The 24,836-nt window shown below is 49.0% G+C and carries 27 protein-coding genes; 21 read left to right on the top strand and 6 right to left on the bottom strand.

Annotated elements, in window-relative coordinates; all coding sequences use genetic code 11:
- Positions 1 to 3 precede the first annotated feature (3 nt).
- Both ACFPYJ_RS03185 and ACFPYJ_RS03180 read right to left on the bottom strand, forming a co-directional pair.
- Positions 4 to 1,077: a CotH kinase family protein gene (locus ACFPYJ_RS03185; RefSeq protein WP_379186592.1), complete on the bottom strand. Its 1,074-nt coding sequence runs from the start codon at positions 1,075 to 1,077 to the stop codon at positions 4 to 6.
- Between the two features lie 119 nt (positions 1,078 to 1,196).
- Entirely contained in the window at positions 1,197 to 1,439 is a 243-nt protein-coding gene (locus tag ACFPYJ_RS03180) for a hypothetical protein (RefSeq protein WP_379186591.1), read from the bottom strand.
- Between the two features lie 416 nt (positions 1,440 to 1,855).
- Between ACFPYJ_RS03180 and ACFPYJ_RS03175 the strand changes: the two genes are divergently transcribed.
- From ACFPYJ_RS03175 to ACFPYJ_RS03110, 14 genes are all read left to right on the top strand, one after another.
- Positions 1,856 to 2,665: a hypothetical protein gene (locus tag ACFPYJ_RS03175; protein WP_379186590.1), complete on the top strand. Its 810-nt coding sequence runs from the start codon at positions 1,856 to 1,858 to the stop codon at positions 2,663 to 2,665.
- 70 nt (positions 2,666 to 2,735) lie between these two features.
- Positions 2,736 to 2,915, top strand: a complete 180-nt coding sequence (locus ACFPYJ_RS03170; protein ID WP_379186589.1) for a hypothetical protein — start codon at positions 2,736 to 2,738, stop codon at positions 2,913 to 2,915.
- Positions 2,908 to 4,266: an arsenic transporter gene (locus ACFPYJ_RS03165; protein ID WP_379186588.1), complete on the top strand. Its 1,359-nt coding sequence runs from the start codon at positions 2,908 to 2,910 to the stop codon at positions 4,264 to 4,266. The genes ACFPYJ_RS03170 and ACFPYJ_RS03165 overlap by 8 nt, the downstream gene beginning before the upstream one ends.
- 15 nt (positions 4,267 to 4,281) lie before the next feature.
- Entirely contained in the window at positions 4,282 to 4,947 is a 666-nt protein-coding gene (locus tag ACFPYJ_RS03160) for a DUF2642 domain-containing protein (RefSeq protein WP_379186587.1), read from the top strand.
- Positions 4,948 to 5,062: 115 nt separating this feature from the next.
- Positions 5,063 to 5,284, top strand: a complete 222-nt coding sequence (locus tag ACFPYJ_RS03155; protein ID WP_379186586.1) for a hypothetical protein — start codon at positions 5,063 to 5,065, stop codon at positions 5,282 to 5,284.
- A gap of 176 nt (positions 5,285 to 5,460) precedes the next feature.
- On the top strand, positions 5,461 to 5,877 hold the full coding sequence (locus ACFPYJ_RS03150) for a spore coat protein (RefSeq protein ID WP_379186585.1): 417 nt from the start codon (positions 5,461 to 5,463) through the stop codon (positions 5,875 to 5,877).
- 161 nt (positions 5,878 to 6,038) lie between these two features.
- On the top strand, positions 6,039 to 6,530 hold the full coding sequence (locus ACFPYJ_RS03145; protein WP_379186584.1) for an Lrp/AsnC family transcriptional regulator: 492 nt from the start codon (positions 6,039 to 6,041) through the stop codon (positions 6,528 to 6,530).
- A gap of 18 nt (positions 6,531 to 6,548) precedes the next feature.
- Entirely contained in the window at positions 6,549 to 7,766 is a 1,218-nt protein-coding gene (locus ACFPYJ_RS03140; RefSeq protein ID WP_379186583.1) for an aminotransferase class I/II-fold pyridoxal phosphate-dependent enzyme, read from the top strand.
- Positions 7,767 to 7,880: 114 nt separating this feature from the next.
- Positions 7,881 to 8,129 (top strand): Spo0E family sporulation regulatory protein-aspartic acid phosphatase, encoded by a 249-nt coding sequence (locus tag ACFPYJ_RS03135; protein WP_379186582.1) that lies wholly within the window; start codon positions 7,881 to 7,883, stop codon positions 8,127 to 8,129.
- A gap of 103 nt (positions 8,130 to 8,232) precedes the next feature.
- On the top strand, positions 8,233 to 8,808 hold the full coding sequence (locus ACFPYJ_RS03130) for a cob(I)yrinic acid a,c-diamide adenosyltransferase (RefSeq protein ID WP_379186581.1): 576 nt from the start codon (positions 8,233 to 8,235) through the stop codon (positions 8,806 to 8,808).
- A complete protein-coding gene (locus tag ACFPYJ_RS03125; protein ID WP_379186580.1) occupies positions 8,805 to 9,785 on the top strand; it encodes an RluA family pseudouridine synthase in 981 nt (326 codons plus the stop codon). The genes ACFPYJ_RS03130 and ACFPYJ_RS03125 overlap by 4 nt, the downstream gene beginning before the upstream one ends.
- Before the next feature lie 736 nt (positions 9,786 to 10,521).
- Positions 10,522 to 10,881 (top strand): arsenate reductase family protein, encoded by a 360-nt coding sequence (locus ACFPYJ_RS03120; protein WP_379186579.1) that lies wholly within the window; start codon positions 10,522 to 10,524, stop codon positions 10,879 to 10,881.
- 52 nt (positions 10,882 to 10,933) lie between these two features.
- Positions 10,934 to 12,100, top strand: a complete 1,167-nt coding sequence (locus ACFPYJ_RS03115) for an aminotransferase class I/II-fold pyridoxal phosphate-dependent enzyme (protein ID WP_379186814.1) — start codon at positions 10,934 to 10,936, stop codon at positions 12,098 to 12,100.
- Between the two features lie 54 nt (positions 12,101 to 12,154).
- Positions 12,155 to 13,033 carry a 5'-3' exonuclease gene (locus ACFPYJ_RS03110; RefSeq protein WP_379186578.1) on the top strand — a complete coding sequence of 293 codons (879 nt, stop codon included), beginning with the start codon at positions 12,155 to 12,157 and terminating at the stop codon, positions 13,031 to 13,033.
- Between the two features lie 525 nt (positions 13,034 to 13,558).
- Here the strand turns inward: ACFPYJ_RS03110 and ACFPYJ_RS03105 are convergent.
- The 3 genes from ACFPYJ_RS03105 to ACFPYJ_RS03095 form a co-directional block, all read right to left on the bottom strand.
- Positions 13,559 to 14,809 carry an NAD(P)/FAD-dependent oxidoreductase gene (locus ACFPYJ_RS03105; RefSeq protein WP_379186577.1) on the bottom strand — a complete coding sequence of 417 codons (1,251 nt, stop codon included), beginning with the start codon at positions 14,807 to 14,809 and terminating at the stop codon, positions 13,559 to 13,561.
- A gap of 177 nt (positions 14,810 to 14,986) precedes the next feature.
- Complete coding sequence (locus tag ACFPYJ_RS03100) at positions 14,987 to 15,265, bottom strand: hypothetical protein (RefSeq protein ID WP_379186576.1); 279 nt, start codon at positions 15,263 to 15,265, stop codon at positions 14,987 to 14,989.
- Between the two features lie 52 nt (positions 15,266 to 15,317).
- Complete coding sequence (locus ACFPYJ_RS03095; RefSeq protein ID WP_379186813.1) at positions 15,318 to 15,590, bottom strand: DUF3055 domain-containing protein; 273 nt, start codon at positions 15,588 to 15,590, stop codon at positions 15,318 to 15,320.
- A 503-nt stretch (positions 15,591 to 16,093) separates the two neighbouring features.
- Between ACFPYJ_RS03095 and ACFPYJ_RS03090 the strand changes: the two genes are divergently transcribed.
- Complete coding sequence (locus tag ACFPYJ_RS03090; protein ID WP_379186575.1) at positions 16,094 to 17,086, top strand: HRDC domain-containing protein; 993 nt, start codon at positions 16,094 to 16,096, stop codon at positions 17,084 to 17,086.
- Positions 17,087 to 17,221: 135 nt separating this feature from the next.
- Here ACFPYJ_RS03090 and ACFPYJ_RS03085 read toward each other — a convergent pair whose 3' ends face one another.
- Positions 17,222 to 18,223, bottom strand: coding sequence for a zinc dependent phospholipase C family protein (locus ACFPYJ_RS03085; RefSeq protein ID WP_379186574.1), 1,002 nt, complete (start codon positions 18,221 to 18,223; stop codon positions 17,222 to 17,224).
- A gap of 153 nt (positions 18,224 to 18,376) precedes the next feature.
- Between ACFPYJ_RS03085 and ACFPYJ_RS03080 the strand changes: the two genes are divergently transcribed.
- The 6 genes from ACFPYJ_RS03080 (at position 18,377) to ACFPYJ_RS03055 (ending at position 24,810) form a co-directional block, all read left to right on the top strand.
- Positions 18,377 to 18,838 carry a chemotaxis protein CheX gene (locus ACFPYJ_RS03080; protein ID WP_379186573.1) on the top strand — a complete coding sequence of 154 codons (462 nt, stop codon included), beginning with the start codon at positions 18,377 to 18,379 and terminating at the stop codon, positions 18,836 to 18,838.
- A 110-nt stretch (positions 18,839 to 18,948) separates the two neighbouring features.
- A complete protein-coding gene (locus ACFPYJ_RS03075; protein ID WP_379186572.1) occupies positions 18,949 to 19,722 on the top strand; it encodes an SDR family NAD(P)-dependent oxidoreductase in 774 nt (257 codons plus the stop codon).
- A gap of 29 nt (positions 19,723 to 19,751) precedes the next feature.
- Positions 19,752 to 21,248 (top strand): DEAD/DEAH box helicase, encoded by a 1,497-nt coding sequence (locus ACFPYJ_RS03070; protein WP_379186571.1) that lies wholly within the window; start codon positions 19,752 to 19,754, stop codon positions 21,246 to 21,248.
- A 212-nt stretch (positions 21,249 to 21,460) separates the two neighbouring features.
- On the top strand, positions 21,461 to 22,699 hold the full coding sequence (locus ACFPYJ_RS03065; RefSeq protein ID WP_379186570.1) for an S-layer homology domain-containing protein: 1,239 nt from the start codon (positions 21,461 to 21,463) through the stop codon (positions 22,697 to 22,699).
- Between the two features lie 108 nt (positions 22,700 to 22,807).
- A complete protein-coding gene (locus ACFPYJ_RS03060; protein WP_379186569.1) occupies positions 22,808 to 23,563 on the top strand; it encodes an ABC transporter ATP-binding protein in 756 nt (251 codons plus the stop codon).
- Positions 23,563 to 24,810, top strand: a complete 1,248-nt coding sequence (locus ACFPYJ_RS03055) for an ABC transporter permease (protein ID WP_379186568.1) — start codon at positions 23,563 to 23,565, stop codon at positions 24,808 to 24,810. The genes ACFPYJ_RS03060 and ACFPYJ_RS03055 overlap by 1 nt, the downstream gene beginning before the upstream one ends.
- Positions 24,811 to 24,836 lie beyond the last annotated feature (26 nt).

The following is a 24,836-nucleotide window of genomic DNA, read 5'->3' as shown; positions in this document are numbered from 1 at the left end:
GAGCTAATCGGTCCACTTTTTCAGTTCGTCTTTAATAATAGCCCGGCGTTCCTGAACGTAGGTCTTGAATACGTCCGGTTCTTCTTCGAACGAATAAAACGGCCATTTGCGTGTAAAATCATCTTGAATGGCCGGAGTAATTTTCTTATATAGCTCTGAAATTACCGGTTCAATGACTTTCCATCTGAATTGAGTTGATAATAGATTGGTTAAAATTTTACGGTAGGCCTGCCGGTAGGTTTTGTAAGCAAGCACTTTCTGTGTCAGCATATTGTAGCCCTTTACATCGACCAAGTCACTGCCGCACAGCCTGCCGTAGCAATTTCTCCCCCATGTTCCCTCATAATCCCAAGGAATGATCCTGTATTTACCGCTGGATGTGTGCTCATAGAGAGCGTAGTTTTGATCAAAACCATCATAATTTCCTGTAAGCACAGCGCCAGCCAGCCATTTCAAATACAGTCCCACATCTAACCGATTTGCAAGATACGATAAATGGTTTTTCCCGGTGGAACGATTAATCCGGCGCACGAATTGGATCATCCGCGTTTTTGTGTCGTCATCCCCGCGCATTACCCGATAGCCGTCAAATAATGATGATTTATCCATCCCTGTGTCAGAATCAATTAATCTGAAGTCAGCTCTGTCATTAACAGCATAAATTAGAGATTTGCTTGAGATCCCGCGTTTGGAGAAGAAAGTCCGGTCCACTGCTTCAAGCTCCAGGTATACGCCGTGAGGCTGCCCATTCCACTCTAACCAGATATGCCTGGTTTTTGGAGACGGAACATTGATCATGTTAAAGAATTGAAAAGAGAGCGCGTTGCGGATCATAGACGGATCGTCAAACTCTGCGTTCCAGTGGAGGGTTTGATTGCTGCCATATCGGATCTCATACGATTTTTTGGGATAGTTTCGTGTATGGCCTCCGCGAAATCGTAACTGCGCTTCATATGGTGTCCCATCTATCTCAAGCTTTATGGGAGCAAACTGATTGCTCCATACATTTGCTTGCAGTTCCTTAAGGTCTTCGGTTTGAATCGTGATTTTACGGCTCGGTAGTCCTTCCCCGGACAATAGGACCCACTCCTTTAAGCAAAAGATAAAGCCTATCGGTATACGATAGGCTTTTGCTTATTTACCTTATGCGGCGGGAGTTCTACTGGTCACTGCCTAGCTGGAATAAGTCTTTTTACTTACGCTACACCGGGTGAACCGTTGCTGCCGCGAGTTCCTTGCGAACCGTTGCTGCCGCGAGTCCCTTGCGAGCCGTTACTGCCGCGAGTGCCGCGAGTTCCTTGCGAGCCGTTACTGCCGCGAGTGCCGCGAGTTCCTTGCGAACCATTGCTGCCGCGAGTGCCGCGAGTTCCTTGCGAACCATTGCTGCCGCGAGTGCCGCGAGTTCCTTGCGAGCCATTGCTTCCATTTGATTTTGGCATTTGTAAATCTCCTCCTTTAATAGTGTTAATACAAGCTATGTTGCGAATCTAGTAATCGGACTAGGTTATTGAGCAATGTTATGGAAAATAGATAACAATCTAGTACCGCGTAGCTACGAGATACATATAAATATAGTATAAATTGTCTCCCATGATAGATATCACCGGGGCAAGTAATGGAGGGATGAGAGCCGAAGCGAGATGGATGAACCGTAAATCAGGTAGTCGCGATCGTATTTGTGCCGGTCGTCCTTGTGAAATGGCATTTATTTATTACATGGAGGGATTATTAAATGAGAGATTGTTGTAACAGAAGTAGCAACCAATCATGGAGTAACCAAGTGAGCTACAAACCGTATGGTATGCACGGTAGATTCTACGACCACAATTCTAACAACACGGGGGTATCACCTACTATGGAACAGCATAAAAGTGACAAGCATGAGAAGCATGATAATTATTTGAACAGCAAAATCGGCATGTTGGTTAAGATTAACCGCGGCGGTCCTGAATCGTTTGATGGTGTATTAGTTGGCGTTCAAGAAGGGTATGTCGCATTGCGTACTTCTACAGGCCTTGTTTATGTCAATGCAAGCCACATCAAAAGCGTAACGGATCTGCCGGGTCAAAAAAGCGGACGCTCGAAAGCGAACAACTTTATCGTTGCTGATAGCTTCGTTGGTGTCCTTCGCAAATTGACTCAGCAATTCGTTCAAGTCAACTGGGGCGGCCCAGAGAAAATTGATGGCTTCATAGCTGAAGTAGGCAGTCAATCTCTGCTGCTTGTTGTCGGACAAGAAAAAGTTCAAATCCCGCTCTACCATATTAAAACCGTTAAGCATACTGGCCAATACGCAAGCAACGGAAGCAAAGGCAGCAAAGGCAGCAAGGGATCCGGCGGCAGCAACGGCTCTGGCGGAAACAAAAGTTCAGGCGGCAGCAACGGTTCCGGCGGAAACAAAAGTTCAGGCGGAAGCAAAGGCTCAGGCGGCAGCAAAGGCTCCGGCGGCAGCAAAGGCTCAGGCGGCACAAAAGGCTCAGGCGGAAGCAAAGGCTCAGGCGGCACCAAAGGCTCAGGCGGCAGCAAAGGCTCCGGCGGCAGCAGAGGCAACAAAAACAGCAGCAAAAACAGCAGCAAAAACAGCAATAAAAATAAAAACAGCAGCAAAAACGGCAGCAAAGCATCTTCAAAAATGAACTCCTTGCGCGCAGGCAACAGAGGCTGATTTTTGCCGGGTGACTAGAGCTCATAACGTCACCCGGCAGCAGCCCAATCACTGACAAGGGGGGAGAATAATGATTATCGCTTTGATTATCGCTCTAGCAGGTATCTTACTCTTTCTGCTTCTCTCTCCCGTACCCCTATCTCAGGCGGCAGCAGAAACTGTCCTGCAGCGGAATGAAATAGAAGAAGCGGGCTTAGAAACGATCGCTCACGAGCTTCAGCTCCGAGGCGAGGCGCATCAGCATGGCTGATGCAAAAACAACGATTGTTATCCTAACCTTCCTACTAACGATTGCTCTCATTATATGGCGGCCCAAAGGTTTAAATGAGTCAATCCCGGTATCTGCGGGAGCAGCTATTTTTCTACTAACCGGCATTGTACCGCTTACGAGTCTTAGTTCGATCGCAGAAACCGTAAGCGGTGCAGCCATTACAATTTTGTCTACAATCATAATGTCCATCATTCTCGACAGTATCGGTTTTTTCCGGTGGGCGGCATTTAATATGATTGAATACGCACGCGGTTCGGGCATTCGGTTATTTTGCTGCGTTATTGCTCTATGTTTTCTAATGACGGTTTTCTTCAATAATGACGGAAGCATTCTCATTACTACACCTATTATTCTGAAAATGACCAATCTGCTTCAGTTCAAACTGCATCAGAAAATTCCTTATCTAATAAGCGGGGCGATAATCGCCACAGCAGCCAGTGCTCCAATCGGCGTAAGCAATATCGCTAATCTCATTGCTCTGCGAATTGTCGGACTTGACTTAAATGAGTATGCTCTTCGAATGCTCGTTCCATCTATGATTGGTATAGTCGCGATCGCATTTTTCCTCTATTCCTATTTTCGCAAACAAGTTCCCAAACGCATTCAGACGGTTCGGCCTGGATGGATAAACCCCTCCGCACAAGATAGGAAACGCGAGTTTCATCCACTGATGGACGCCCAAGATAATCCCCCTGTCGATTGGTGGCTATTTCGGATATGCATGATTATTGTCGTCGCCACTCGAGCTGGGTTCTTTATCGGATCCGGCTTTGGAGTGCCGATGGAGTGGATCGCCATTACAGGTGCAGGTATATTGATTGCACTTAGATGGTTTCGAACCGGCACCGGTGTGCGGGATCTGCTTATTAAGACCCCGTGGCATATCCTCTTATTTGCGTTCGGTATCTATGTGCTCGTGGAAGGCTTGCAGCAGATCGGTCTCACTCGTTTCCTAGTTCGTGAGCTTGCCCCACTCCTCAATTCCGGCGATTTGAACGTCGTTATCGTTACTGGTGGACTGCTGACGATCATGTCGAACATGATGAACAATCTGCCCTCGGTCATGATTGGAACGTTATCGCTGACTGAAATGAATTTGGATCCGCATACGCTCCAGCTTGCCTATTTGGCAAACATTTTAGGTAGTGACATCGGTGCTCTCCTTACTCCTCCGGGTACTTTGGCAGCGCTGATATGGTTATTCATTTTGCGTCAACATCAAATCAAACTTTCGTGGAAAATGTATATGAAGGTTTCAGTGGTCATCATTCCAGCGGGGCTGCTCATAAGTCTGCTCAGTCTCTACGCTTGGACGCAATTAATAGGATGAAAGGAGGTCGATTCCATGAAAAATCGTCACCCTTTATTGGATCAATACGTTGAACTTGATATTTCGGGCAAGACAATGCCCATTCGAGGTAAATTAATTGATCTAGGACAGGATATTCTTGTACTTCACAATGGAACCCAGTTTCTTTATGTCCCGCTCATCCACTTACAGCAGCTTCGTTTAGCTACACGCGAATATCAGGAAGTGGATGCGCCGGAGATTCTTTTTGAACCGACAAATGATCCAATTTCATACCGCAAAGTGCTCATGAATGCCAAGGGGATGTTCTCCGAGCTTTATATCGCCGGCAATCAATCTATTCACGGCTACTTAACGAGTGTCATGAATGATTTCTTTGTATTCTACTCACCCGTGTATCATTCCGTCATCGTATCGCTTTCTCATCTGAAATATTTAATTCCGTATAATCCCAATGTGACGCCGTATACCCTTACACCTGAGCAATTTCCGCTGAAGCCTTCGCCAATTACATTAGCGCGTACGTTTGATCAACAGCTTCGTAAGCTGATCGGCGAATTCGTCATCTTGGATCTGGGAGAAAATCCGAATAAAATCGGCGTGCTTAAAAGCATCGACCAGAACATGATTGAACTGTCAACCGCAGGCGGGAATGCCGTCTATCTGCACTTCGATCATGTGAAGACGGTCCATCTGCCATGAGTCCCGAACACCGGAAATATCCTCCACTCTGGGGGAATTCCCGGATACATAAGCAAACGATTGTCAGGGTAAACTACATGAGGTTCAAATAAATTGGAAAAAAGGTGGGATTTCCATGCAGCCAATAACTGCAAAAGAACTGGAATATGTGGTTGATTCCATTTCAAATGAAGATTTGCTGATTAAGCAGTGCGCCGTGGTCGCAGCATCGGCCAGTAACCAAGCGATTAAGCAGGTTTGCGGACAAATGCTCCAAACACATCAACAGCATGCCCATATGCTGCAGCAGGCTCTGCTGCATCATCAACAGCTAGCACCGACACAGCCGGCAAATTAATCAGGTAACGTGAAAGTATCGCAAAAACTTAGCGTATGCTTTCGAAGCAAGTTTTTGCTCGCAGAGAAGTTAATTCAAGAAGTACCGCAAAAACTTAGCGTATGCTTTCGAAGCAAGTTGTTGCTCGCAGAGAAGCTAATTCAAGAAGTATCGCAAAAACTTTTAGGAGGAATAATATGTACCAGCAACAAGGACAAGCCCAGCATCACCAGTCGTTACTGCCTGATGAGGATTTAGCTTATACAGTGCTTTCCGACCTGAAGCGGGTCGTGCGTGAGTATGCCACTGCAGCGACGGAGTCGAGCTGTCCGCAAATCCGCCAGCTGTTTACGAATTTGCTTAACAGCACGCTGCAGCTTCAAGGTCAGCTCTTCAAGGCGATGGAATCGCAAAATATGTACAGCACCGCATCGCCTGCACTGCGTCAAGAAGTTGACAAGCAAATCAAGCAGAACCAACAAATGGAGCAAAAAACAGCGCAATTGCTGCAGCAGATCGGTGCTGGCCAACAGCAGTTCCAGCCATTCATGCAGAATCAGCAGCATCAACAAATGGCTGGTCAGCAGCAGAATCAAAATCAATTCTACAGCTAATCGGTTACAAAAAGGCCCTCCGGGGCCTTTTTCTTATGGATAGGGACGTGTCTGAATTGTCTGCACTTTGCAGGAAGCCTGTATTCGTTGTAAGATAGTCATTATAACTAGCGCAGTTTAAGAGGCGCTTGCGGACCGTTTACTTGAGGAGGGCTTTGACCATGAATGAACGTAAGATTAAAATATTAGAGCTGCTGAAAGAAGATGCAAGGCGAAGTGCGGAGCTCATTGCAACGATGCTGGATGAGCCCCTGGAAGATGTAAAACAGGAGATTGCTGAAATGGAGCAGGATCATGTCATCGTCAAATATGCGACTGTAGTCAACTGGAGCAAAGTCGATGACGATAAGGTTACAGCACTCATCGAAGTACAAATTACACCGGAACGCGGCCGCGGGTTTGAAGGCATAGCGGAACGGATTTATTTATATCCAGAGGTAAAATCAGTTTATTTAATGTCCGGCGCTTACGATCTGCTTGTTGAGGTTCAAGGAAAAACACTTAAAGACGTTGCGTCTTTCGTCTCTAATAAACTGTCGCCGATTGATGCCGTGCTTTCAACGAAAACCTTCTTTATTTTGAAGAAATACAAACAAGATGGCATTATATTCGAAGAGCATGAAGACGACCACCGTCTTCTGGTCTCACCGTAAAGTAAAGGGTGACTGACAATGATTAAAGACGAAGAGAAACAAGCCGGTTCCCGAGCTCAGCGGACATCGATGGCTGATTATTTGTCCCCGCAGGTACGAGGAATTAAGCCGTCGGGCATTCGGCGTTTTTTTGATTTGGCTAACGGTCGTAAGGATATCATAACGCTTGGAGTGGGCGAACCGGATTTTGTTACGCCATGGCATGTTCGCGAGGCTTGCGTCTACGCGCTTGAAATGGGCAAAACCCAATATACCTCCAATGCAGGTACGCCTGAGCTTCGAGAAGAAATCGGATCGTATCTTCATACGCAATTCGATATTACTTACGATCCGGCTAACGAGATTCTGGTTACGGTCGGCGGCAGTGAAGCGATCGATCTTGCACTGCGTGTTCTTATTTCTCCTGGAGATGAAATTCTTGTTCCGGAGCCCTGCTATATTTCATATTCTCCTATAACTTCGCTTAGCGGCGGTGTTCCGGTTGGTATCGAGACGTATGCGAAGGATGACTTCAAGCTGAAGGCGGAATCGTTGAAGGCTGTCCTCACACCGCGTTCCAAGGTGCTGGTATTAAGCTATCCGAGCAATCCAACCGGAGGCATAATGACTTACGAGGATTGGCTGCCAATTGCCAAGGTTGTAGAAGAGAATGATCTCATTGTTATCTCTGATGAAATTTATGCAGAGCTCACCTATGGATCGAAGCATGTCAGTTTTGCATCCATGCCCGGCATGAGGGATCGTACGATTCTGGTTAGCGGCTTTTCAAAAGCTTTTGCTATGACAGGGTGGCGGATTGGATACGCTTGCGGGCATCATGAGATTATCGCGGCGATGCTCAAGGTTCATCAATATACGGTGATGTGCGCTTCGAATATGTCACAGGTTGCAGCGCTTGAAGCTCTCAAGAACGGGCTGGAGGAGAAGGATCGAATGACCGAATCCTACAACCAGCGCCGCAGACTTGTTGTGCAGGGTTTTCGTGAAATTGGGCTTGAATGCCGCGAACCTCAAGGGGCCTTCTACGCTTTTCCTTCCATTCAAGCATCCGGACTGACCTCCGAGGAATTTGCAACCCGGCTGCTGATGGAGCAGAAGGTTGCCGCTGTTCCGGGAGATGTATTCGGTTTGGGCGGAGAAGGACATTTGCGCTGCTCCTATGCGACTTCCGTTAGTCAAATTACAGAGGCGATCGAGCGAATCGGGATCTTTGTTAGGAGACTCAAAGGAGTATGAAAAAGAAAAAGATATATTCATATTTGTAATTCTTTGTTATAATTTAATAAATCTTTAACAAATTCGTGTTGCCTAGCGTGATGAAGCTAATTCGCTGATTGATGACAGGGAGGGATGAAATTGGCTTATGCGGATTGTGGTTTCACGTTTCGGAAACATTCGAGCACCCCTTTTGCAAAGCGTACGTCCTCGACCATGCAGATATTGGAAGAAGAAATTTATACGCTAAGAACGAAGATGGAACAGTCTTATTTGGAAGAGTTGACCCTTAATTCCGAAAAGGTAATTGATCTGAGTCGGAAACTCGATGCTAAGATCAATGAATATATGTACTTCATAAGAAGACGGACGACGGTGCAGTAATCTTCTAAGCCCAATAAAGGAGCCCTACCGGGGCTTCTTTTCTGTTTTGAAGCCTGGTTTTATGCTATATTTGAACGTAGTTATTGAAGGAGATGATCAAACGATGAAACTATATACACGAACCGGGGACGAAGGAAAAACGTCGGTTATTGGGGGGCGTGTCCGCAAGGATGACAGCCGGGTCGAGGCTTATGGGACGATCGACGAGCTTAATTCTTTTGTCGGTCAAGCGGCAGCGGCAGCTCTGTCAACCGGTCAGCTGAATGAGCTGAACGTCCAGCTTGTTGAAATCATGCAGGAGCTGTTTGACTGTGGATCCGATCTCGCATTTGCTGATCCGGAAGGGCGCTCGTTCAAAATGTCTGCAGAACCGGCTTCCCGCCTGGAAAGCTGGATTGATGAGCTGACTGATGCAGCGCCGGAGATTACACGGTTTATTTTGCCGGGGGGCAGCGAAGTGTCCGCTCTGCTTCATGTTTGCCGGACCGTCTGCCGCAGAGCAGAACGCCGTATTGTGACTTTGTCGGATGAGCTGGCGATTAACCAAGAGGTATTGAAATATATGAACCGCCTATCCGATTATTTCTTTGCCGCTGCTCGGGCGGCAAATGCGAAGCTCGGCGTGCCGGATACCGAGTACGTTAGAAGCGCGGAAGTTTTCCGTAAAAGCAGCAAATGAGCGAAACCCTCTATTATGAGCCGTTGACTATTCAGGTGACGGCAGAAGATGACGGCAGAATGGTTCGAAAGGTTCTCGAGCAGCGGCTTGGCGTTTCGCGCAAGCTGCTTTCGCGGGTTAAGGTTACGGAGAAGGGAATAACGGTCAATGGAGAGCGTGTGTATACGAACGATCGCCTGAAGGAAGGCGATCTTCTTGAGGTGCGGATGGAGCAGGAGCAATCCAACGATATTTTGCCGCAGCCTCTTCCTCTGGATATCGTCTATGAGGATCGTGATCTGCTGATCGTCAACAAACCTCCCGGCATTGTGGTTCATCCTACTCATGGCCATTACACAGGAACGATCGCAAACGCAGCTGTCTATCACTGGCGCGAACAAGGGGAGAAGGTTCGGTTCCGCCCTGTTCATCGACTGGATGAAGATACCTCAGGACTAGTCGCCATTGCCAAAAACCCATATATCCACCAGCAGTTGTCCGAGCAGCTGCAGGCCGGTGAGATCGAGAAGCGATACTGGGCCTATGTATATGGAGCCCCGACAACCGCAAGCGGAACGGTAGACGAGCCGATCGACCGTGACTCAGAGGACCCTCATGTTCGGGTCGTACGGCAGGACGGGTATCCTTCGGTAACTCATTATGCAACGGAAATGACCTTTGGGGAAGGTATGGCAGCGAAGGTAAGCTTGAAGTTGGAAACAGGGCGAACGCATCAAATCCGCGTCCATATGAAGCACATCGGCTGTCCGCTGATTGGGGACAAGCTCTATGGCTACGCCATAGCGCCTAGTGAGGACGGAAGCGAACAAGGAACGAAGGAAGGCGGATCAGCGGCACTAGAAGCAGCGGTATCCCGCCAAGCTCTGCATGCGGCGATCCTCTCCTTCACGCATCCGATTACCAGGGAACGCCTGAGATTCGAAGCCGCACTCCCCCAAGATCTCCAAGATCTAGAAGCCCAGCTTCGCAAGCTATAAGCGTATAATAGAGAGGATAGAGTTGAGCGCTAAAATGAAAGTGTGTCCAAAGGCACACTCGTTCCAAGCCATAGCAGCTAAGTTCCGCCTCTAAGACACTCACGTTCATTAAACGGAGCGCCAAAATGAAAGTATGTGCCAAAGGCACACTCGTTCCACGCTCCTAATCGTCAAAGTTCCGCCTCTAAGACACACACGTTCATTAAGGAGCGCCAAAATGAAAGTATGTGCCAAAGGCACACTCGTTCCACGCTCATAAGCAGCAAAGTTTCGTCTCTCTAACACAGCCGTTACACGGATCGCCAAAATGAAAGTATGTGCCAAAAGCACACTCGTTCCACGCTCATAAGCGCAAAGTTCCGCCTCTCTAACACAGCCGTTACACGGAGCGCCAAAATGAAAGTATGTGCCAAAAGCACACTCGTTCCACGCTCATAAGCGCAAAGTTCCGCCTCTCTAACACAGCCGTTACACGGAGCGCTAAAATGAAAGTATGTGCCAAAGGCACACTCGTTCCACGCTCATAAGCAGCAAAGTTCCGCCTCTCTAACACAACCGTTATGTAACGGGAGTCCAGAGGGCAGGCCCTCTGGGGTCCCCCTCCTCGGGAGGGGGATTTAGGGGTAGGGCTCTTCTTAGGGCGATGGCTCTTCCTAGGGTGAGGGCACTTTAGCCTCTGGGCGCAGCCCAATCAATAAATAAAAATAAGCGCTATGCAATAGAATGGAGATTTACGATGACACTCACCATCTACGAATATCCCAAATGCGGTACATGCCGCGCTGCTATCAAATCGCTTAAATCCAAAGGCCATGAGCTGGAAACGCATAACGTCTATGAAACGGCGCCTTCAGCCGAGGTTATCGAAGAGCTGGTCAAGCGCAGCGGATTAGAGATCAAGAAATTTTTCAATACATCCGGCGAAGTATATAAGGAAATGGGTCTTAAGGATGTGCTGCCGGGCATGTCGGATGAGGAGAAAATCAAGCTGCTTGCCTCTAACGGCCGATTAATCAAACGCCCGATCGTAACGGATGGCAAACAAGTCACGGTTGGCTTCAAGGATGAAGAATACGACCGCGTCTGGAGTCGTTAAGGAAGGAGTTATACCGGTGACAACAAAATCATGGCGTGCCAAGCGGCTTTCGATGCTGGGATCGTCTATTTTTGCCGAAGTAGCGCAGTGGAAGCAGGAAGCGCAGCAGCAGGGACGAGATGTAATTGACTTGAGTATAGGCAGTCCGGATTTGCCGCCATCCCAGTCTATTCGACAGACATTGAGTGAAGCGGTTCTTCGTGATACTGCGTATGCCTATCCGGGATCCAAGGGAAGCGGGAACTTTCTTCAAACGGCTTCTCAATGGCTGCAGTTCCGATTTGGCGTCCAGGTCGATCCCGAAACAGAGCTGCTTTCGTTGATGGGCTCTCAGGATGGCCTTGGCCACCTCGCGCTGGCGCTCTGCGATCCTGGAGATATTGCGCTGGTGCCCGATCCGGGATATCCGGTCTATGCAGCTGGACTTGCACTGGCTGGCGTGGAGCCGTATTATATGCCTCTTCGTCCAGAGAATGATTTCTTGCCGGACTTTGCTGCTATTCCAGCGGAAGTTTGGAGCAAGGCCAAATTCATGCTGCTCAATTATCCGAGCAACCCTGTCTCAGCGGTGGCTGATTTAGCCTTTTTCACTAGGGCGGCAGCGGTTGCCAAACAGCATGGCGTTCTAATTGTGCATGATCTGGCGTATTCGGAAATGGCCTTCGATGGTTACCGACCGCCGAGCATTTTGGAAGTCGAGGGTGCGAAAGATATCGCGGTAGAATTTCATTCCTTATCCAAAAGCTTCAATATGGCAGGCTGCCGGATCGGCTTTCTGGCAGGCAATGAGCAGGCGGTAGGTGCTCTAAGAGAGCTCAAGGCAAATATTGATTACGGGGTGTTTCTTCCCGTCCAAGAAGCTGGCATCACTGCGCTTCATCAGGATATGGCGGGAAATCATGCAGCAGTCGGTTTATTATATGAACGGCGGAGAGATGCTTTTTTGAATGCTTTGCGTGAGCAAGGATGGGATGTTGCGAATCCTAAAGCCACCATGTTTGTCTGGGCGCCGCTTCCAGCCATGAAATGGAGTCTGTCTGATCCTTGGAATTCACGTCGAATTTCCCGGGAAATGTTAAATCGATGCGGTGTTGCAGTGATACCCGGCGATGCTTTTGGCGCGGAAGGCGAGGGCTATGTTCGCATTGCATTGGTAGAAGATGAGAGCAGACTGATTGAAGCGGCACAGCGAATCGGTCGATTTATACGAGGCGAATAGAGGATCCGATAAAGTCACATGAACATGGAATAACAGAGAGGGAAGGTATAATAAATGATTCAGGAAGAGAATACCAATAAGCTGCTGCTGGTCGATGGAATGGCGCTTTTGTTTCGGGCGTTCTTTGCAAACTCCTACGGCGGCAGTGTGAGACGTACGAGTGCAGGCGTTCCGGTTAATGCTATTTATGGATTTGTTAAATATTTTATGGACGCCGTACAAAAGTTTGAACCCACTCATGTTGTATGCTGCTGGGATATGGGGAGCACGACCTTCCGGACCACGCAGTATGAAGGATACAAAGCTAACCGGCCTTCAGCGCCGGAGGATCTCATTCCCCAGTTTGATCTTGTCAAAGAGGTCGTTGAGAGCTTCGGTGTACCGAACGTCGGACTGGCAGGATATGAAGCGGATGATTGCATAGGAACGCTGGCCAAACGGCACAGCAGCGAAGCGCATGTCTATGTGCTCTCAGGTGATCATGATTTGCTTCAGCTAGTGGATGACCGGATTACGGTTGTCATAATGAAGAAGGGCCAAGGCAATTATGCCGTTTATACGCCTGAATTCCTGCATGAGGAACGCCAATTGACGCCAGAACAGATCATTTGCGTAAAAGGGCTGATGGGCGATACGAGCGACAACTATCCGGGCGTAAAAGGGATCGGCGAGAAGACAGCCTACAAACTCGTTCAGGAGCACGGCTCGGTTAGCGGTATTCTGGAGAACCTCGATCGTTTATCGAAGACCATTCGGGCCAAAATAGAAGCCGATATCGAGATGCTTCACATGTCCCGCGATCTGGCGACAATCCGCTGTGATGTCCCGATTGAGATCGAATTCACAAGCTGCGGCTGGCAGGTGAATCGCGCACAAGTAATGAATAAATTCGAAGAATTGGAATTTAAAAGCCTCATGGCACTCATCAGCTAATTGAATAGAATAATGTCATAGAAAACGAGACCTGTAATCAGGCTCGTTTTTTTAATTGCACGCCTGGCATCATATAAAAGCCTGGTTAACCTTTTGGAACCGCCGTATGCGGACCCGGGCTGTGTGAAGCAGAGGGATGCCAGGGCGGTATATAAGCGCTTTCCCACCTGATGTCTTTTGGGAGAGAGCCAGAGAGACTCGCAATTTAAACCTGCTCGGATTGCTTATTTGCTGTTTGATCGGCGGCGGCGTAATTACATACTTCGCCCGCAATAACTATAATCCGGTTCGTGAATTGCTCGGCATATTTCCTGAAAAGGTGAGGTAGGGAGTAACGGACGAATACACTTTTATCCGTGAGAGCGTATTGGCGGCTATACAAGAGAGGGATGACATGAACAACCATCCGGCGCCTCTTTGATGTTTGCCGTGTCTTGAAGCATGCATTAAACCGGGATAGTCATTTGCGGAGCGAATTACACTTCCTGCTTGGCACGAAGCTGAAGGGGAAGCCTTTAGTCTATATTAAGAATGTTGTCCAATGAACTCGGCTACCGCTGCTGCGATTGCTTCGGGTTCATTGGCATAGTTATAGATGCCGAGAAAAGCTTGTGTAGCCTTAGGATCGCTGCCGATCAAATGATTAACGGCATTCTCTTCCTTGCTTATCGGGATATTTTTCGTGAACTTGCAGGCTAGGCCGAAACGAGTCATCATTTTGGATTCGAGAGCGGACTGATAGGCATCTCCCATCCCGCTCCAAGAGGAGCTCCAATCTTTATTTGCAGTTAATAGACCCGACAGGATTCGGCTGCTATAGATGGCATCATGCATTCCTTGTCCAACCGCGGGATCTTTGAAGGAAAGCGCATCGCCGAGCAAAGCCCAGCCTTCGCCCATCTCCTCGTACCAATCGTTATCATAGCCAAGCATCCCCTTAACTTGACCGAAGAGCTCCGCTTCCTGGAGCCGGCTGGAAAAAGAGGAGCCCGGAAGACCCGCCGTAACGAGATCGCGGAACCCGGTCTCTGAACCGGCTGCGAACCGCTGAATCCATTCCTTATCCTCAAGCGGAAACATAACGCCGACAACGAACAAATGATCACTTGTCGGAAAGGTTATAAATAGCTTGTCGCCTTTCTTATATAATTCCGCGCAGCGCTCACCCTCTTGACGGAAGCCGGAGAAATAGCCGACAAAGGAAGCGAAGTCAGAAGGCACGTATAATTTTCGCTTACTGTTCACCAGCTTGCGAATTGTCGATTGGCGCCCATCCGCACCAACGACAAGCTTTGAGCTGAACGATCTGATTACGCCATCCTTCGCACGGCCGATAATACCGGTTATGATCCCGTTTTCACTGGTAACATCCGTTACTCGAAAGCCTTCGATCGTTGTGACGTTCGGCTGCGCGGAGGCATGTTCGACTAGAATACGATCCAGATGCGTTCTGCGGATGCAGAAGCAGTCCGAGCTGCCGTCGACCTCGGGAAAATGTCCATCAATAACGGCATTTTCGAATTGAATATAAGCCCGGTTATAGAGCGGCGTTCCGGTTTGAAGCAATCGATCCATGATACCCATTTCTCGGAGCATCGCGATTGAATTACTGTATATATTGTGGGTAGAGAGCGTATCGCTTGGGAAAGTCGCACGATCCAGCAGCAATACCTTATAGCCCGACTTAGCCATTTCGTAGGCAAACACGGACCCGGCCACTCTTGCTCCAACAATAATCACATCATACTCACTTGTTTGATTTCCTTGGCGTGTCATCTTGATCAGCTCCCTGTTATACTTTCCTTCATCGTAGGTCTTGAAGGCGTCATATGACCAGTTACCGGAGTCATAAGGAAGGTCATGAAAAAAGCCTTCATCTCTGATTCAGTCAGAAAATGAAGGCTTTAAATGGAATTAACAAGGTTATTTCAGAAAGAGGGTGATTTGATTCGTCTAAGGCTCATCCATAGCATCCGGAACCGCGTTCTCATAACTGTCTTCACCTGGGTATTCGCGGTCGATACCCGAGTGCAGCTCACGATTCTCATAGTCAAATCGATTCGATGACCGCTGATCGACTCGCCACGGTTTGCTTTTGCCAAGGGATTCCGTTATTTTATCTGATCCATAAGGACCTTCCGGAAACTCTTCTGCAGTCAGATCGTTGCGCTGCGATTCAACCGTCGCTAAATCCGTATCAGGCTGTTTATCTTCCTTAATGAAACCGCTCATTATGGTTACCTCCTGTAACTGGCTATTGATTTACCGTTACAGTGTACCCTGATTAGTCGGTAAAATTCACCGTTCCTACCACAAGTTCTAAAAACTGGCTTAAATCAGCGGCTTCTTCTTCCGTCAGCTTATAGGTGAATTCCAAATATCCTTCTTGTTCCAGATCATCCTGACCAACGATAGCGGTACGGCCGCTCTGTAAATCCGTAATCAGCTTCTTGCCGTAAAACCGGCCCGTTGTCATAATAGCAAGATCAAACCTTTTCAAATTCGGCGTAATAAAAGTAACGAAACGCGTCGTTGTTTCTTCAGTCATATCCGACATAAAATCATAATCAGGCAGCAGCAAAATGATTCCTCCTTAAAGTTTTCCGAAGGAAAACTCGCTTCGGAAGCATAAACGTTGGTTTTCCGAAGGAAAACTCGCCTCGGAAGCATAAACGTAGGTTTTCCGAAGGAAAACTCGCTTCGGAAGCATAAACGTTGGTCACCAGTCGTTCTATCATATCACTCGATTCCGTGAAGGGGCAATATAGTGAACAGATGTTAAAGCTGTTCCTATTGTCAGTCTCTTCCTGTTATGCTATGATGTGAGCAATCAAATCATTGAACGTGAGGAAGCACCTCCTGAGCCATAAGCTGGCTTGGGGGGTGCTTTTTTTGTTTTGAAATGGCATGGGGAGCGAGTTCATTGACCCTTACCCCTGGTATTTCTGTGGAAGAAGCTTGAGCCGCCATCAGAGAATGGCGTTCACAGCTGCTTCTTATAAGCTCACTATTCGCGTTCTAATATTTGACCAATCAGATCCATGTCGGAGGTGCAGTTCGATGCAGGTTGTATTTTTAAACACGTTTGAGAAAATCGGACAAGAAGGACACACGGAACAAGCTCAGCTTTCAATTTGTGAGCAAAATGGGCTTTGGTCTGTCATTTGGACTGCGGAGGACAGCAAGAAATCGGATCAACAGCTGTTATGGTATGAAGGCGGGTCATGGGAAGAGATGATGACAGCTTTCCGTCACGGCATTGCCGTCCAGATGGGAGAGGGCTATGCACCCCTTATCAAAGACATGCTGGATGAGCGCCGTGCGAATGACGGAACGGGCAGTATGTTTTCGATGGTGCAGTGTTATGGGGAAATGAACGCAAACAGCGAATTGTTTGAAGCACTTCGGGAATGGCGGCGAATGAGCGCTATTGCCGATAAGAAGTCAGCCTACCTCGTAGCCACGAATCGGATGCTGTGGATGATTAGTGCTTTTGTGCCGCATCAGCTGGAGGAACTTCTTCAAATTCCGGGTTGGGGTGAAACGAAGCAGGCCTCCTATGGAGAAGCGGTGCTGACGATAACGCGGGCATTCGAACGCACGACCTCATTCCCGCTTAATTGGGTAGCGGACACCCTCGATCCGAAGGTGTATACCAAATGGCTGTACAAGCTAAAGGAGAGCAAATATAAATCGATGATGGACAAGCAGCAGGAGAAACGTCAGCTGTTAAGTGCGATTTCGGATGGCATTTCTCTTGATGAGATGCAAACGAAGCTTGAGCTGCCAAGACGTGATCTCATGGAAAGAATCGAGAAGCTTGAGACAGAGGGGTATGATATTGAGCCGCTCATTGAGCGTGAGCTTGAGAAAATGCCCGAATCCGAGCAGCAGATGGTATGGGATGCGCTCCATTCTGTCGGGGACCGCTATCTGAAGCCGGTGCTCTACAAAGTTTATGGCGAAGATGCCGTTCAAGGTAAACCACTTGATCTATTGTACGACCGGCTCCGCCTAATCCGTCTAAGGTTCCGGCGCACCAAAGCGGTCTAGCGCTTTTCGGGGGAAACCTGCCGCTGCTGAGGGCTTATCTGAGAAAGCCGGCAATGGAAGGGCTACCTTAAGCTTTTCGGAGAAAAGCCAGCACTGAAAGCACCACCCGGTTTTTCCTCATAAGAGCCTGCACTCCTAATGCGGATCCGGCCAAATCGGATCCGCATAACGGATTTCCGCTCTGCTGTCGCAGAAGAGGCCAGTTTCATAAGAGCGGTTGCCAATAAGCTCGGCAGCCGTCTCGCGGAGCTGATAAGTCAGATACATCTCATCCTCAGACAGGACGCCTTGTTTGTGTTTGTACTGATTGTTCAGCCATTTCATAATAGCCGTGAGGACAGCTTGTCCTTCCTCCATCGCCTTATCCCACATGATCCAAATACTCTCGTTACGCGTACGTTTGCCATCAGTGGGATCAAGCCAATCTGTACCGGATTCATTAAGGAAATCAAGCTGCGGCACCTTGCATTTATAGACGAAAGGTTCAATTTGACGGAAGGTAAATATACGTTTTAAGCCAGTCGGATCATAGAAAAGACGCTGGGCACGTATCATATCGAGCACAGCGTTATTCCACGATTCCCTCCTGATCCGGGCTGCCAATTCAGGATAATGAACAGCAGCGATTTGCTCGAAGGCATCCACAGTCTTATCAGGCAGCCGTCCTTGAGTATTAATCTCACGCCAAACTGCCGTCTTCCAAGTTTCGATACCCAGAAGCTTGCGGACGATCAGTGTATCCATAATGACCTCAAATCGCTGGTGATCCCATTTGCGAAAGCCTGAACGGCTGAACACATACGGATGCATGATGCGGTCTAATATATGATGCAGGACAAAGCCAAGTGCATACACAACTGCCGGATCTGGCGAATCTTCATGCAGGGAGCAGCCGTCCAGAACATCAAGCAGATCCATGATGACCGGACCGCAATGTTTGCTGTGCATTTCACTGCCAAGCAGATTCATTGTTTTGTCCTTCTGCCAGGGCAGAAAGTGATGGTAGAATAGGAAATCAGGTCCTTGACAGCCCAAATTGAACATCCGAAGAAGCTCTGGACTAACGATCAGCCGATCTTCTCCGATAGATTTTAAGCACTGCTGCCCAAAAATAAGATGTGTCCAAACATTCGGCATGTTGTTCCTCCTAGGACTATTGTTCGATAAAATAATACAACTTTTGGATCATATCATAAAAGGAATAGTATACTTGTCCTAGCAAATTTAGTATAATGGGAAAAATAAAGACGGATATAATCGAATTTAGTCGAAAAGGGGCGCTACCTCACGATGCAGGCCGAATTAATTAATCCCTTCCTGGAGTCCGCGAGAATTGTCATCGAGCAAGTTATTCAAATCAGGCCATCTACAGGACAACTTGGGGTAAAGGACATTAAGTTCGTCGAGAACTATATATGGATTCAGATCGGCTTGAATGGTCAAATGAACGGTGATATCGTTTTTGGCTTGAGTGAGGAAGTAGCGATGAAAATGATTTCCGCCATGATGGGCGGCTATGTAATTTCAGAAATCGATGATATGGGCAAAAGTGCGATTTCAGAGCTGGGCAACATGATCAGCGGCAATGCGAGTACCATGCTTTTCAATCAAGGAGTCAGAGTCGATATAACCCCTCCTAAAGTCATGCAATCTGCACAAGCTGCTGGCTTCAAGGCTGGAAAAGCACTCACAATCCCGCTGATTATGGACGGAATTGGCGAATTAGATATTCAAGTCCTATTTGCATCGTAACATAAATTAAGGCTCCTGAGGGAGCTTTTTTTCGTTTATATCCCGGTATTTCCCTGTATGTTTTGCCTAAATGTGCCGGTTGAAGTAAACTAAAAGACAGGTGATTCGAAGTGATTAATGGGAAGATTGTACTGATTACAGGAGCAACGAGCGGAATTGGCGCAGAGACGGCCAAGCTGCTTGCAGCCCGTGGAGCCATACCCCTATTAACAGGGAGAAACGAGCATAAGCTGCGTGAAATAGCAGCAGCATGCAGCGGGCGGTTCGGCTGCTACAAGCTGGATGTGACTGATGATGCGGAAGTCTCAAAAGTGATTGCGCAAGCTGCCGAGGATTTCGGCAGAATCGATGTATTGCTCAATAATGCGGGATACGGCGTGTTTGAAACGTTCGCGGAGGCCCCGCTTGAACGATTCGCTGACATGATGGATACGAATTATATGGGGATCGTTCGCTGTGCCAAAGCGGTTCTTCCGATCATGCAGAAGCAGGGAGCCGGTCATATTATTAACGTTGCATCAATGGCAGGCAAGCTCAGTACGGCCAAATCATCGGGCTACGCGGCAACGAAGCATGCGGTGCTCGGGCTGACTAATGCGATGCGGACGGAGCTTGCTCCATGGGGGATAACTGTTTCTGCAGTAAATCCGGGGCCGATCGATACGCCTTTTTTGTCGATTGCAGATCCGGACGGGACGTATGCAGATAAGGTGCGCGGCTACATGCTTAAGCCCATGCAGGTGGCGGAGGCCATTATCCGGGTTATAGACCGCCAGAGCGCAGAGGTAGATCTTCCTTTGTCCGCTTCAATCGGAATACGGATCTATGGGTTATTTCCACGGTTAGCGGATCGGATTGCCGGCCGCTGGTTGAATCGAAAATAGATAGGAAACTTATGAAATGAGGGCCATCAATGAACGTTACTTGGGAATCTTTCGGGCTTCATCCACAGATCGTGGAAACGCTCGGCAAGAATCAAATTGAAACACCGACTCCCGTGCAGGCGGCAACGATACCTGTTCTTCTGGCGGGACATGATGTAACAGCCAAATCCCAGACGGGAACAGGAAAAACACTAGCTTATATGCTCCCCGCCCTGCAGGCTGTGGACACCTCAAGCTCTGCGGTACAGGTTATCGTGCTTGCGCCTACGCAAGAGCTTGCGATGCAGATTTATCGCGTAGCCGAATCTTACGGGGAGCCGCTTGGTATTAAATCGCAGCAGCTAATCGGCGGAGCCTCGATGCAGCGGCAGGTAGAGAAGCTCCGTCTTCATCCGCATGTCGTCGTGGGTACACCTGGACGTATGCATGAGCTGGTGAAATCAGGCAAGCTCAAGCTTCATCAGATCCGGTTTGCTGTTGTGGATGAAGCGGATCAGGTGTTTAGCCTCGGTTCAACAATGGAAGTGGATACGCTGCTCAGAGGTATGGCCAGAGATCGCCAAATTGCCTTTTTCTCTGCAACTCGCCCTCGCGAGATGGAGGAGCTTGAAGCGAAGTGGATGAAGGATCCGCAGTCTATTGACGTCAGCTCGGATCAGAGCACGGCAGGTCAAGTGGATCATTATTACCTCGTCTGCGATAAAAGGGATAAAGCAGATACAGCAAGGCGGCTAATCAGGCTGCTCAAGCCTGCAGCGGCTCTGCTCTTTATCAACGACACAGACGAAATAGCCAACTATGAAGCGAAATTCGGCTATGAAGGCTTCACGGTAGAGACGCTCTATGGCGATGCAGACAAGCAGAAGCGTGCGGCGACGCTGGCACGTTTTCGTGATGGACGCTGTCAGCTGTTAATTGCAACCGATGTTGCGGCCCGCGGTCTTGATATTGCAGCATTGCCGCTGGTTGTTCATTTGGATCCTGCGCTTGATGCGGACCACTATGTTCACCGCTCCGGAAGAACGGGACGGATGGGCAAGTCCGGCACGGTCGCATCGATCGTAACACCTCAGGAGCTGTTCATTATGAACAAGTTCAAGAAGCAGCTTGGTATTGATTTGCAGGAGAAAACGATGTTCAAAGGTAAGCTGTGGGATCCCAAGGAACAGCAGCAGTATGCGCAGGAGTTTGGCCCTGGCAGCGCTCCGAGGCGCGGTGAGGGCAGGGACGGAAAAGGCGGATTTCGTGCAGCGGTGCGAACCGGCGAGGTTCGGGACTCAAGCGGCCAAGAGAGCGGAGGTTTGACAGTATCCGGTGGAATTAAGGGATCCGGGACAGCTCATCCGGCACAGGCTGCAGGCCAGCGAACAACTGCTTCAGCGGCAGCTTCCAAGCCTGCCCGGACAAGCGGTGCCAAGCCCATTCAACCGGCCAAATCGAAAAAAGATCAGGTGCGCGACCGTAAGAATAAGGGAGCGCCGAAGTGGCTGAAGGCAAAGCGTGAAGGCGAGCAGCAGCAGCCATAGCGTGTGAGGCAAAGGCAGTACAGGACGGGATTTTTCCGTTCTGTGCTGCCTTTTTTTAATGCATGCCAATTTCGCCCGTGAATCGGCAATTCCTCGCAAGAGGAGATCAAATCTTTTTACGTCACCCCCTCAAAGAAATCGCTACCAACCGAACGTTATTGGCGAAAGTAAAAAAGCGGTACGGACCGCATTCATGAGGAGAGTGGCAGCATATGAATAAAGCCATGTTGAAGAAGGCGGCAATTACATCAATGGCGGTACTGACTCTTGTAGGTGGAGCAACAAGCGCGTTTGCAGATGGTAAAGGACATGATGATAAAGGCAACCATCAAGATAACGGAAAACATAGCGGCAAGGACGATAATAAAGGCAAGAACGATGATAATGGCAGAGATCATGCAAAGTCAGATATCCGCCTGCAGTTTAAAGATGAGAAGGAACTCAAATGGGCTTTGGAATATATTATCCGCCTTGCTTCCAAGGGCGTGTTCAACGGTTATGAAGATGGAACCTTCAAACCGCAGCAAAAAATTACCCGTATCGAGTCGATCGTTGCAGCTGTTCGATTGATGGGCTTGAAAGAGCAGGCTGAATCGCAGGCAGAGATGAGCACGAAGCTGAACTTCAAGGATGCCGATGAGCTGGCTCGCAAATATCCATGGGCGGTTGGTTATGTAGCCGTTGCACTTGAGAAGGATCTGTTCTCCGAGACGGATGCCGTCCTTCAGGCTGACAAGCCTGCAACTCGCCTATTTGCCACTACACTGCTAGTTAAAGCGCTTGGACTTGAGGCAGAAGCCAAAGCGAAAGTAAACACACAGCTTACTTTCAAGGATGAAAATAAAATTCCCGCAGGCTCGGTTGGCTATGTGGCTGTCGCACTGGAGAAAGGTGTCATTACAGGATACAATGACAACACGTTCCGTCCGAACCAACCGGTTACCCGTGCTGAGCTTGCAGCGCTGCTTGACCGCACGGATACACAGCTCCCGAACAATGATGCTCAGGCAATTACCGGCAAGCTGAAGGCAGCTCCTGCAAACGGCGCTGTAGTTGTTGTAAAACCGGACAACACAGAAGTGTCGGTTGTACTTGATCCGAATATTTTCATCTTCCGCGATAATGTGAAAGCATCCGTTGCAGCGCTCAAGGCTGGCGACGAAGTACTGCTTCGCACTTACCTGAATAAGGCGGTCTTCATCGAAGTAACCAAAAACGCTCCGGTACAGCCGGCTTTAACGATCGAAACAGGCGAATTTAATTCGGTGTCTCTGAATGCAGAAGGTAAAATTGCGACTCTTTCGATTACAAAAGAAGTGAACGGAAGCACGCAAGCGCTGATATTGAATGTTTCTCCAACTGTCGTTATTATCGGTGACGCATTGACTGCAGGACGAGCTATTGAGCTTACGGTATTGAACGGAGTCGTTCAAACCATTAAAGCAATCTAAAATAGCGATATCTTTGATTTCGAAAGTCCTCTCTTGCTGCTTTTGCGGCAGGGAGGACTTTTTCGCATCCCGTGGAAATTTTCGGTATAATGGTTGTCAGCGAGGTGAATGAGGATGAACCCAGTCCTAGAGGTCCGTCAATTAACGGGAGGCTACAGTCCGCGGAGGCCTGTCCTTCATGATTTATCATTTGAGGTTGGAGCCGGCGAGATGGTCGGTTTAATCGGCTTGAACGGTGCAGGCAAAAGTACCGCTATTAAGCATATTCTCGGATTAATGCAGCAGCATCAAGGTGAAATACGCATTCAGGGGCATACCCTGCAGCAGGAGCCGGAGAAATACCGCAGCGCGCTTGCATATGTGCCGGAGACGCCGCTGTTATTCGACGAACTGACGGTCGAAGAGCATTTGCGTTTGACCGGAATGGCTTATGACGTTGAGGAGAAACTCTACGAAGCACGGACGGAGAGTTTGCTTGATGAATTCTATATGTCGCCCAAACGGCGCTCGTTCGCTGCCCATCTATCGAAGGGGATGCGGCAGAAGGTCATGATCATGAATGCTTTGCTGGCAAGACCGGCGCTTTATGTCATTGATGAGCCTTTTTTAGGATTGGACCCGCTGGGGATCCGATCCTTGCTTGATAAGCTGGTAGAAGTGACAAGAGAGGGCTCGGCTGTTTTTATGAGCTCCCATATCTTATCGACCGTAGAATCCTACTGCAGCCGGTTTATTGTCCTGCATCAAGGGGCCATTATCGCTCAGGGTACGCTTGAGGAAGTATGCGCAGCAGCGGGAATGAGAAGCGGAAGCGGTTCGCTTGAAGAGGCGTTCTACCGCTTGGTGACGGGCGGTGCGTCCTGATGGACCGCTCGGTGGATTCTTTATGGAGCTCTAGATCCAGAGCATTCTGGCGGGACTCTCTCCCTTATATCCGTTACATGGCGCAGAGCGGGCTGCCAGGCGTAACCATCATGCTGCTGTTCGCCGGATTAGCGGGCTATGCGAGACTGCTGCATCATTTGCCGGAGGCGTTTCCCTATACGCTGGTTGGTGTCATTTTCTTAACGCCGATTGTGTGCTGGAGTCCGCTGCGGACGTGGCTGCGGGAGGCGGATATCGTCTTCCTGGTGCCGCGGGAGTCCCAAATGGACCGGTATTTGCGGCGCTCGTTTCGATATAATGGCTTGGCAGGTGCCGCAGCTGCTGCTCTGTTCTGTGCGATCTACCTCCCGCTCTACGTCCATGGCCCGGGAAAGCTTCAGGCACTGCCGCTGCTGGCGGCTGTTCTGATTCTTAAGCTGATCAACACCGCCGCTGCATGGCGGGAGCGGGTGCTTGTCAGCTCAAGCGCCCGCCGCGGGTTTCGCATCCTCCGCTGGATCGTCACCGCTGTTGGCCTGGCGGCACTGCTCCAAACAGAGGTCTGGAAATCTGCGATCTATGCTGTCATCGCTGTGATGTTCTTTGCCCTGCTATACAGCCGTTCAGCGCGATATCGATTTCCCTGGCTGACTCTGATCGGGGAGGAAAGCCGGACTAGGCGCAGATACAATACATTCTTCAGCTCGTTCACCGATGTTCCTTCAGAGTCGAATCCTGTGGTGAGAAGACGATATGCCGATTGGATGGCTTCAAGGATCAGCTACCGAAATCAGCACGCATTCGTTTATTTGTATGCACATACGCTGATCCGTACGGAGCTTGGCGGAATTGTATTGCGCCTTTTGGGGCTGGGCGTGGTCTCCGGCTCGCTCGCAGCCGAGTCTGGCTTATTCCTTGGCTGGGGGGCTGCGGCTGTATGCTTGTTATTCGTCTGGCTGACGGGCATCCAGCTCAGCTCGCTTGTGCAATCGCACCGGCATTCGGTTTGGCGGCATGTGTACCCGCTGCCTGACCGGTCGCGTCTATCCGCACTGCTTAAGGTGGACCGCACAGCATCATTGCTGCTTACTGTGATTCTGTGGCTGCCCCATGCGATTCTCCTAACCGCCCAAGGCGATATGGTACAAGCGGCGGCCGCGATTCTATTATCACTGGTGTATGTGCTCGGATTAAGGCCTAGAAGGATAAAACGTTATTTCTCTTCCGGTGCCGACGATGAGGATTAATGTCATACACAGCAAACGTCATCCGC

Origin of the sequence: Paenibacillus solisilvae (genome assembly GCF_042656405.1) — a bacterium.
GTDB lineage: Bacteria > Bacillota > Bacilli > Paenibacillales > Paenibacillaceae > Paenibacillus_Z > Paenibacillus_Z solisilvae.
Note: the sequence above shows the minus strand (reverse complement) of the source record. Positions and strands in the feature narration are given on the sequence as shown.

Coding starts and splice junctions, on each gene's coding strand:
- ACFPYJ_RS03125 (WP_379186580.1), top strand. CDS start 8,805: ATGAGCGAAACCCTCTATTATGAGCCGTTGACTATTCAGGTGACGGCA.
- ACFPYJ_RS03080 (WP_379186573.1), top strand. CDS start 18,377: ATGCAGGCCGAATTAATTAATCCCTTCCTGGAGTCCGCGAGAATTGTC.
- ACFPYJ_RS03175 (WP_379186590.1), top strand. CDS start 1,856: ATGGAACAGCATAAAAGTGACAAGCATGAGAAGCATGATAATTATTTG.
- ACFPYJ_RS03155 (WP_379186586.1), top strand. CDS start 5,063: ATGCAGCCAATAACTGCAAAAGAACTGGAATATGTGGTTGATTCCATT.
- ACFPYJ_RS03165 (WP_379186588.1), top strand. CDS start 2,908: ATGGCTGATGCAAAAACAACGATTGTTATCCTAACCTTCCTACTAACG.
- ACFPYJ_RS03100 (WP_379186576.1), bottom strand. CDS start 15,265: ATGAGCGGTTTCATTAAGGAAGATAAACAGCCTGATACGGATTTAGCG.
- ACFPYJ_RS03095 (WP_379186813.1), bottom strand. CDS start 15,590: ATGTCGGATATGACTGAAGAAACAACGACGCGTTTCGTTACTTTTATT.
- ACFPYJ_RS03150 (WP_379186585.1), top strand. CDS start 5,461: ATGTACCAGCAACAAGGACAAGCCCAGCATCACCAGTCGTTACTGCCT.
- ACFPYJ_RS03160 (WP_379186587.1), top strand. CDS start 4,282: ATGAAAAATCGTCACCCTTTATTGGATCAATACGTTGAACTTGATATT.
- ACFPYJ_RS03180 (WP_379186591.1), bottom strand. CDS start 1,439: ATGCCAAAATCAAATGGAAGCAATGGCTCGCAAGGAACTCGCGGCACT.
- ACFPYJ_RS03145 (WP_379186584.1), top strand. CDS start 6,039: ATGAATGAACGTAAGATTAAAATATTAGAGCTGCTGAAAGAAGATGCA.
- ACFPYJ_RS03110 (WP_379186578.1), top strand. CDS start 12,155: ATGATTCAGGAAGAGAATACCAATAAGCTGCTGCTGGTCGATGGAATG.
- ACFPYJ_RS03170 (WP_379186589.1), top strand. CDS start 2,736: ATGATTATCGCTTTGATTATCGCTCTAGCAGGTATCTTACTCTTTCTG.
- ACFPYJ_RS03065 (WP_379186570.1), top strand. CDS start 21,461: ATGAATAAAGCCATGTTGAAGAAGGCGGCAATTACATCAATGGCGGTA.
- ACFPYJ_RS03055 (WP_379186568.1), top strand. CDS start 23,563: ATGGACCGCTCGGTGGATTCTTTATGGAGCTCTAGATCCAGAGCATTC.
- ACFPYJ_RS03060 (WP_379186569.1), top strand. CDS start 22,808: ATGAGGATGAACCCAGTCCTAGAGGTCCGTCAATTAACGGGAGGCTAC.
- ACFPYJ_RS03070 (WP_379186571.1), top strand. CDS start 19,752: ATGAACGTTACTTGGGAATCTTTCGGGCTTCATCCACAGATCGTGGAA.
- ACFPYJ_RS03135 (WP_379186582.1), top strand. CDS start 7,881: ATGAAATTGGCTTATGCGGATTGTGGTTTCACGTTTCGGAAACATTCG.
- ACFPYJ_RS03085 (WP_379186574.1), bottom strand. CDS start 18,223: ATGCCGAATGTTTGGACACATCTTATTTTTGGGCAGCAGTGCTTAAAA.
- ACFPYJ_RS03140 (WP_379186583.1), top strand. CDS start 6,549: ATGATTAAAGACGAAGAGAAACAAGCCGGTTCCCGAGCTCAGCGGACA.
- ACFPYJ_RS03115 (WP_379186814.1), top strand. CDS start 10,934: ATGCTGGGATCGTCTATTTTTGCCGAAGTAGCGCAGTGGAAGCAGGAA.
- ACFPYJ_RS03105 (WP_379186577.1), bottom strand. CDS start 14,809: ATGACACGCCAAGGAAATCAAACAAGTGAGTATGATGTGATTATTGTT.
- ACFPYJ_RS03130 (WP_379186581.1), top strand. CDS start 8,233: ATGAAACTATATACACGAACCGGGGACGAAGGAAAAACGTCGGTTATT.
- ACFPYJ_RS03090 (WP_379186575.1), top strand. CDS start 16,094: ATGCAGGTTGTATTTTTAAACACGTTTGAGAAAATCGGACAAGAAGGA.
- ACFPYJ_RS03120 (WP_379186579.1), top strand. CDS start 10,522: ATGACACTCACCATCTACGAATATCCCAAATGCGGTACATGCCGCGCT.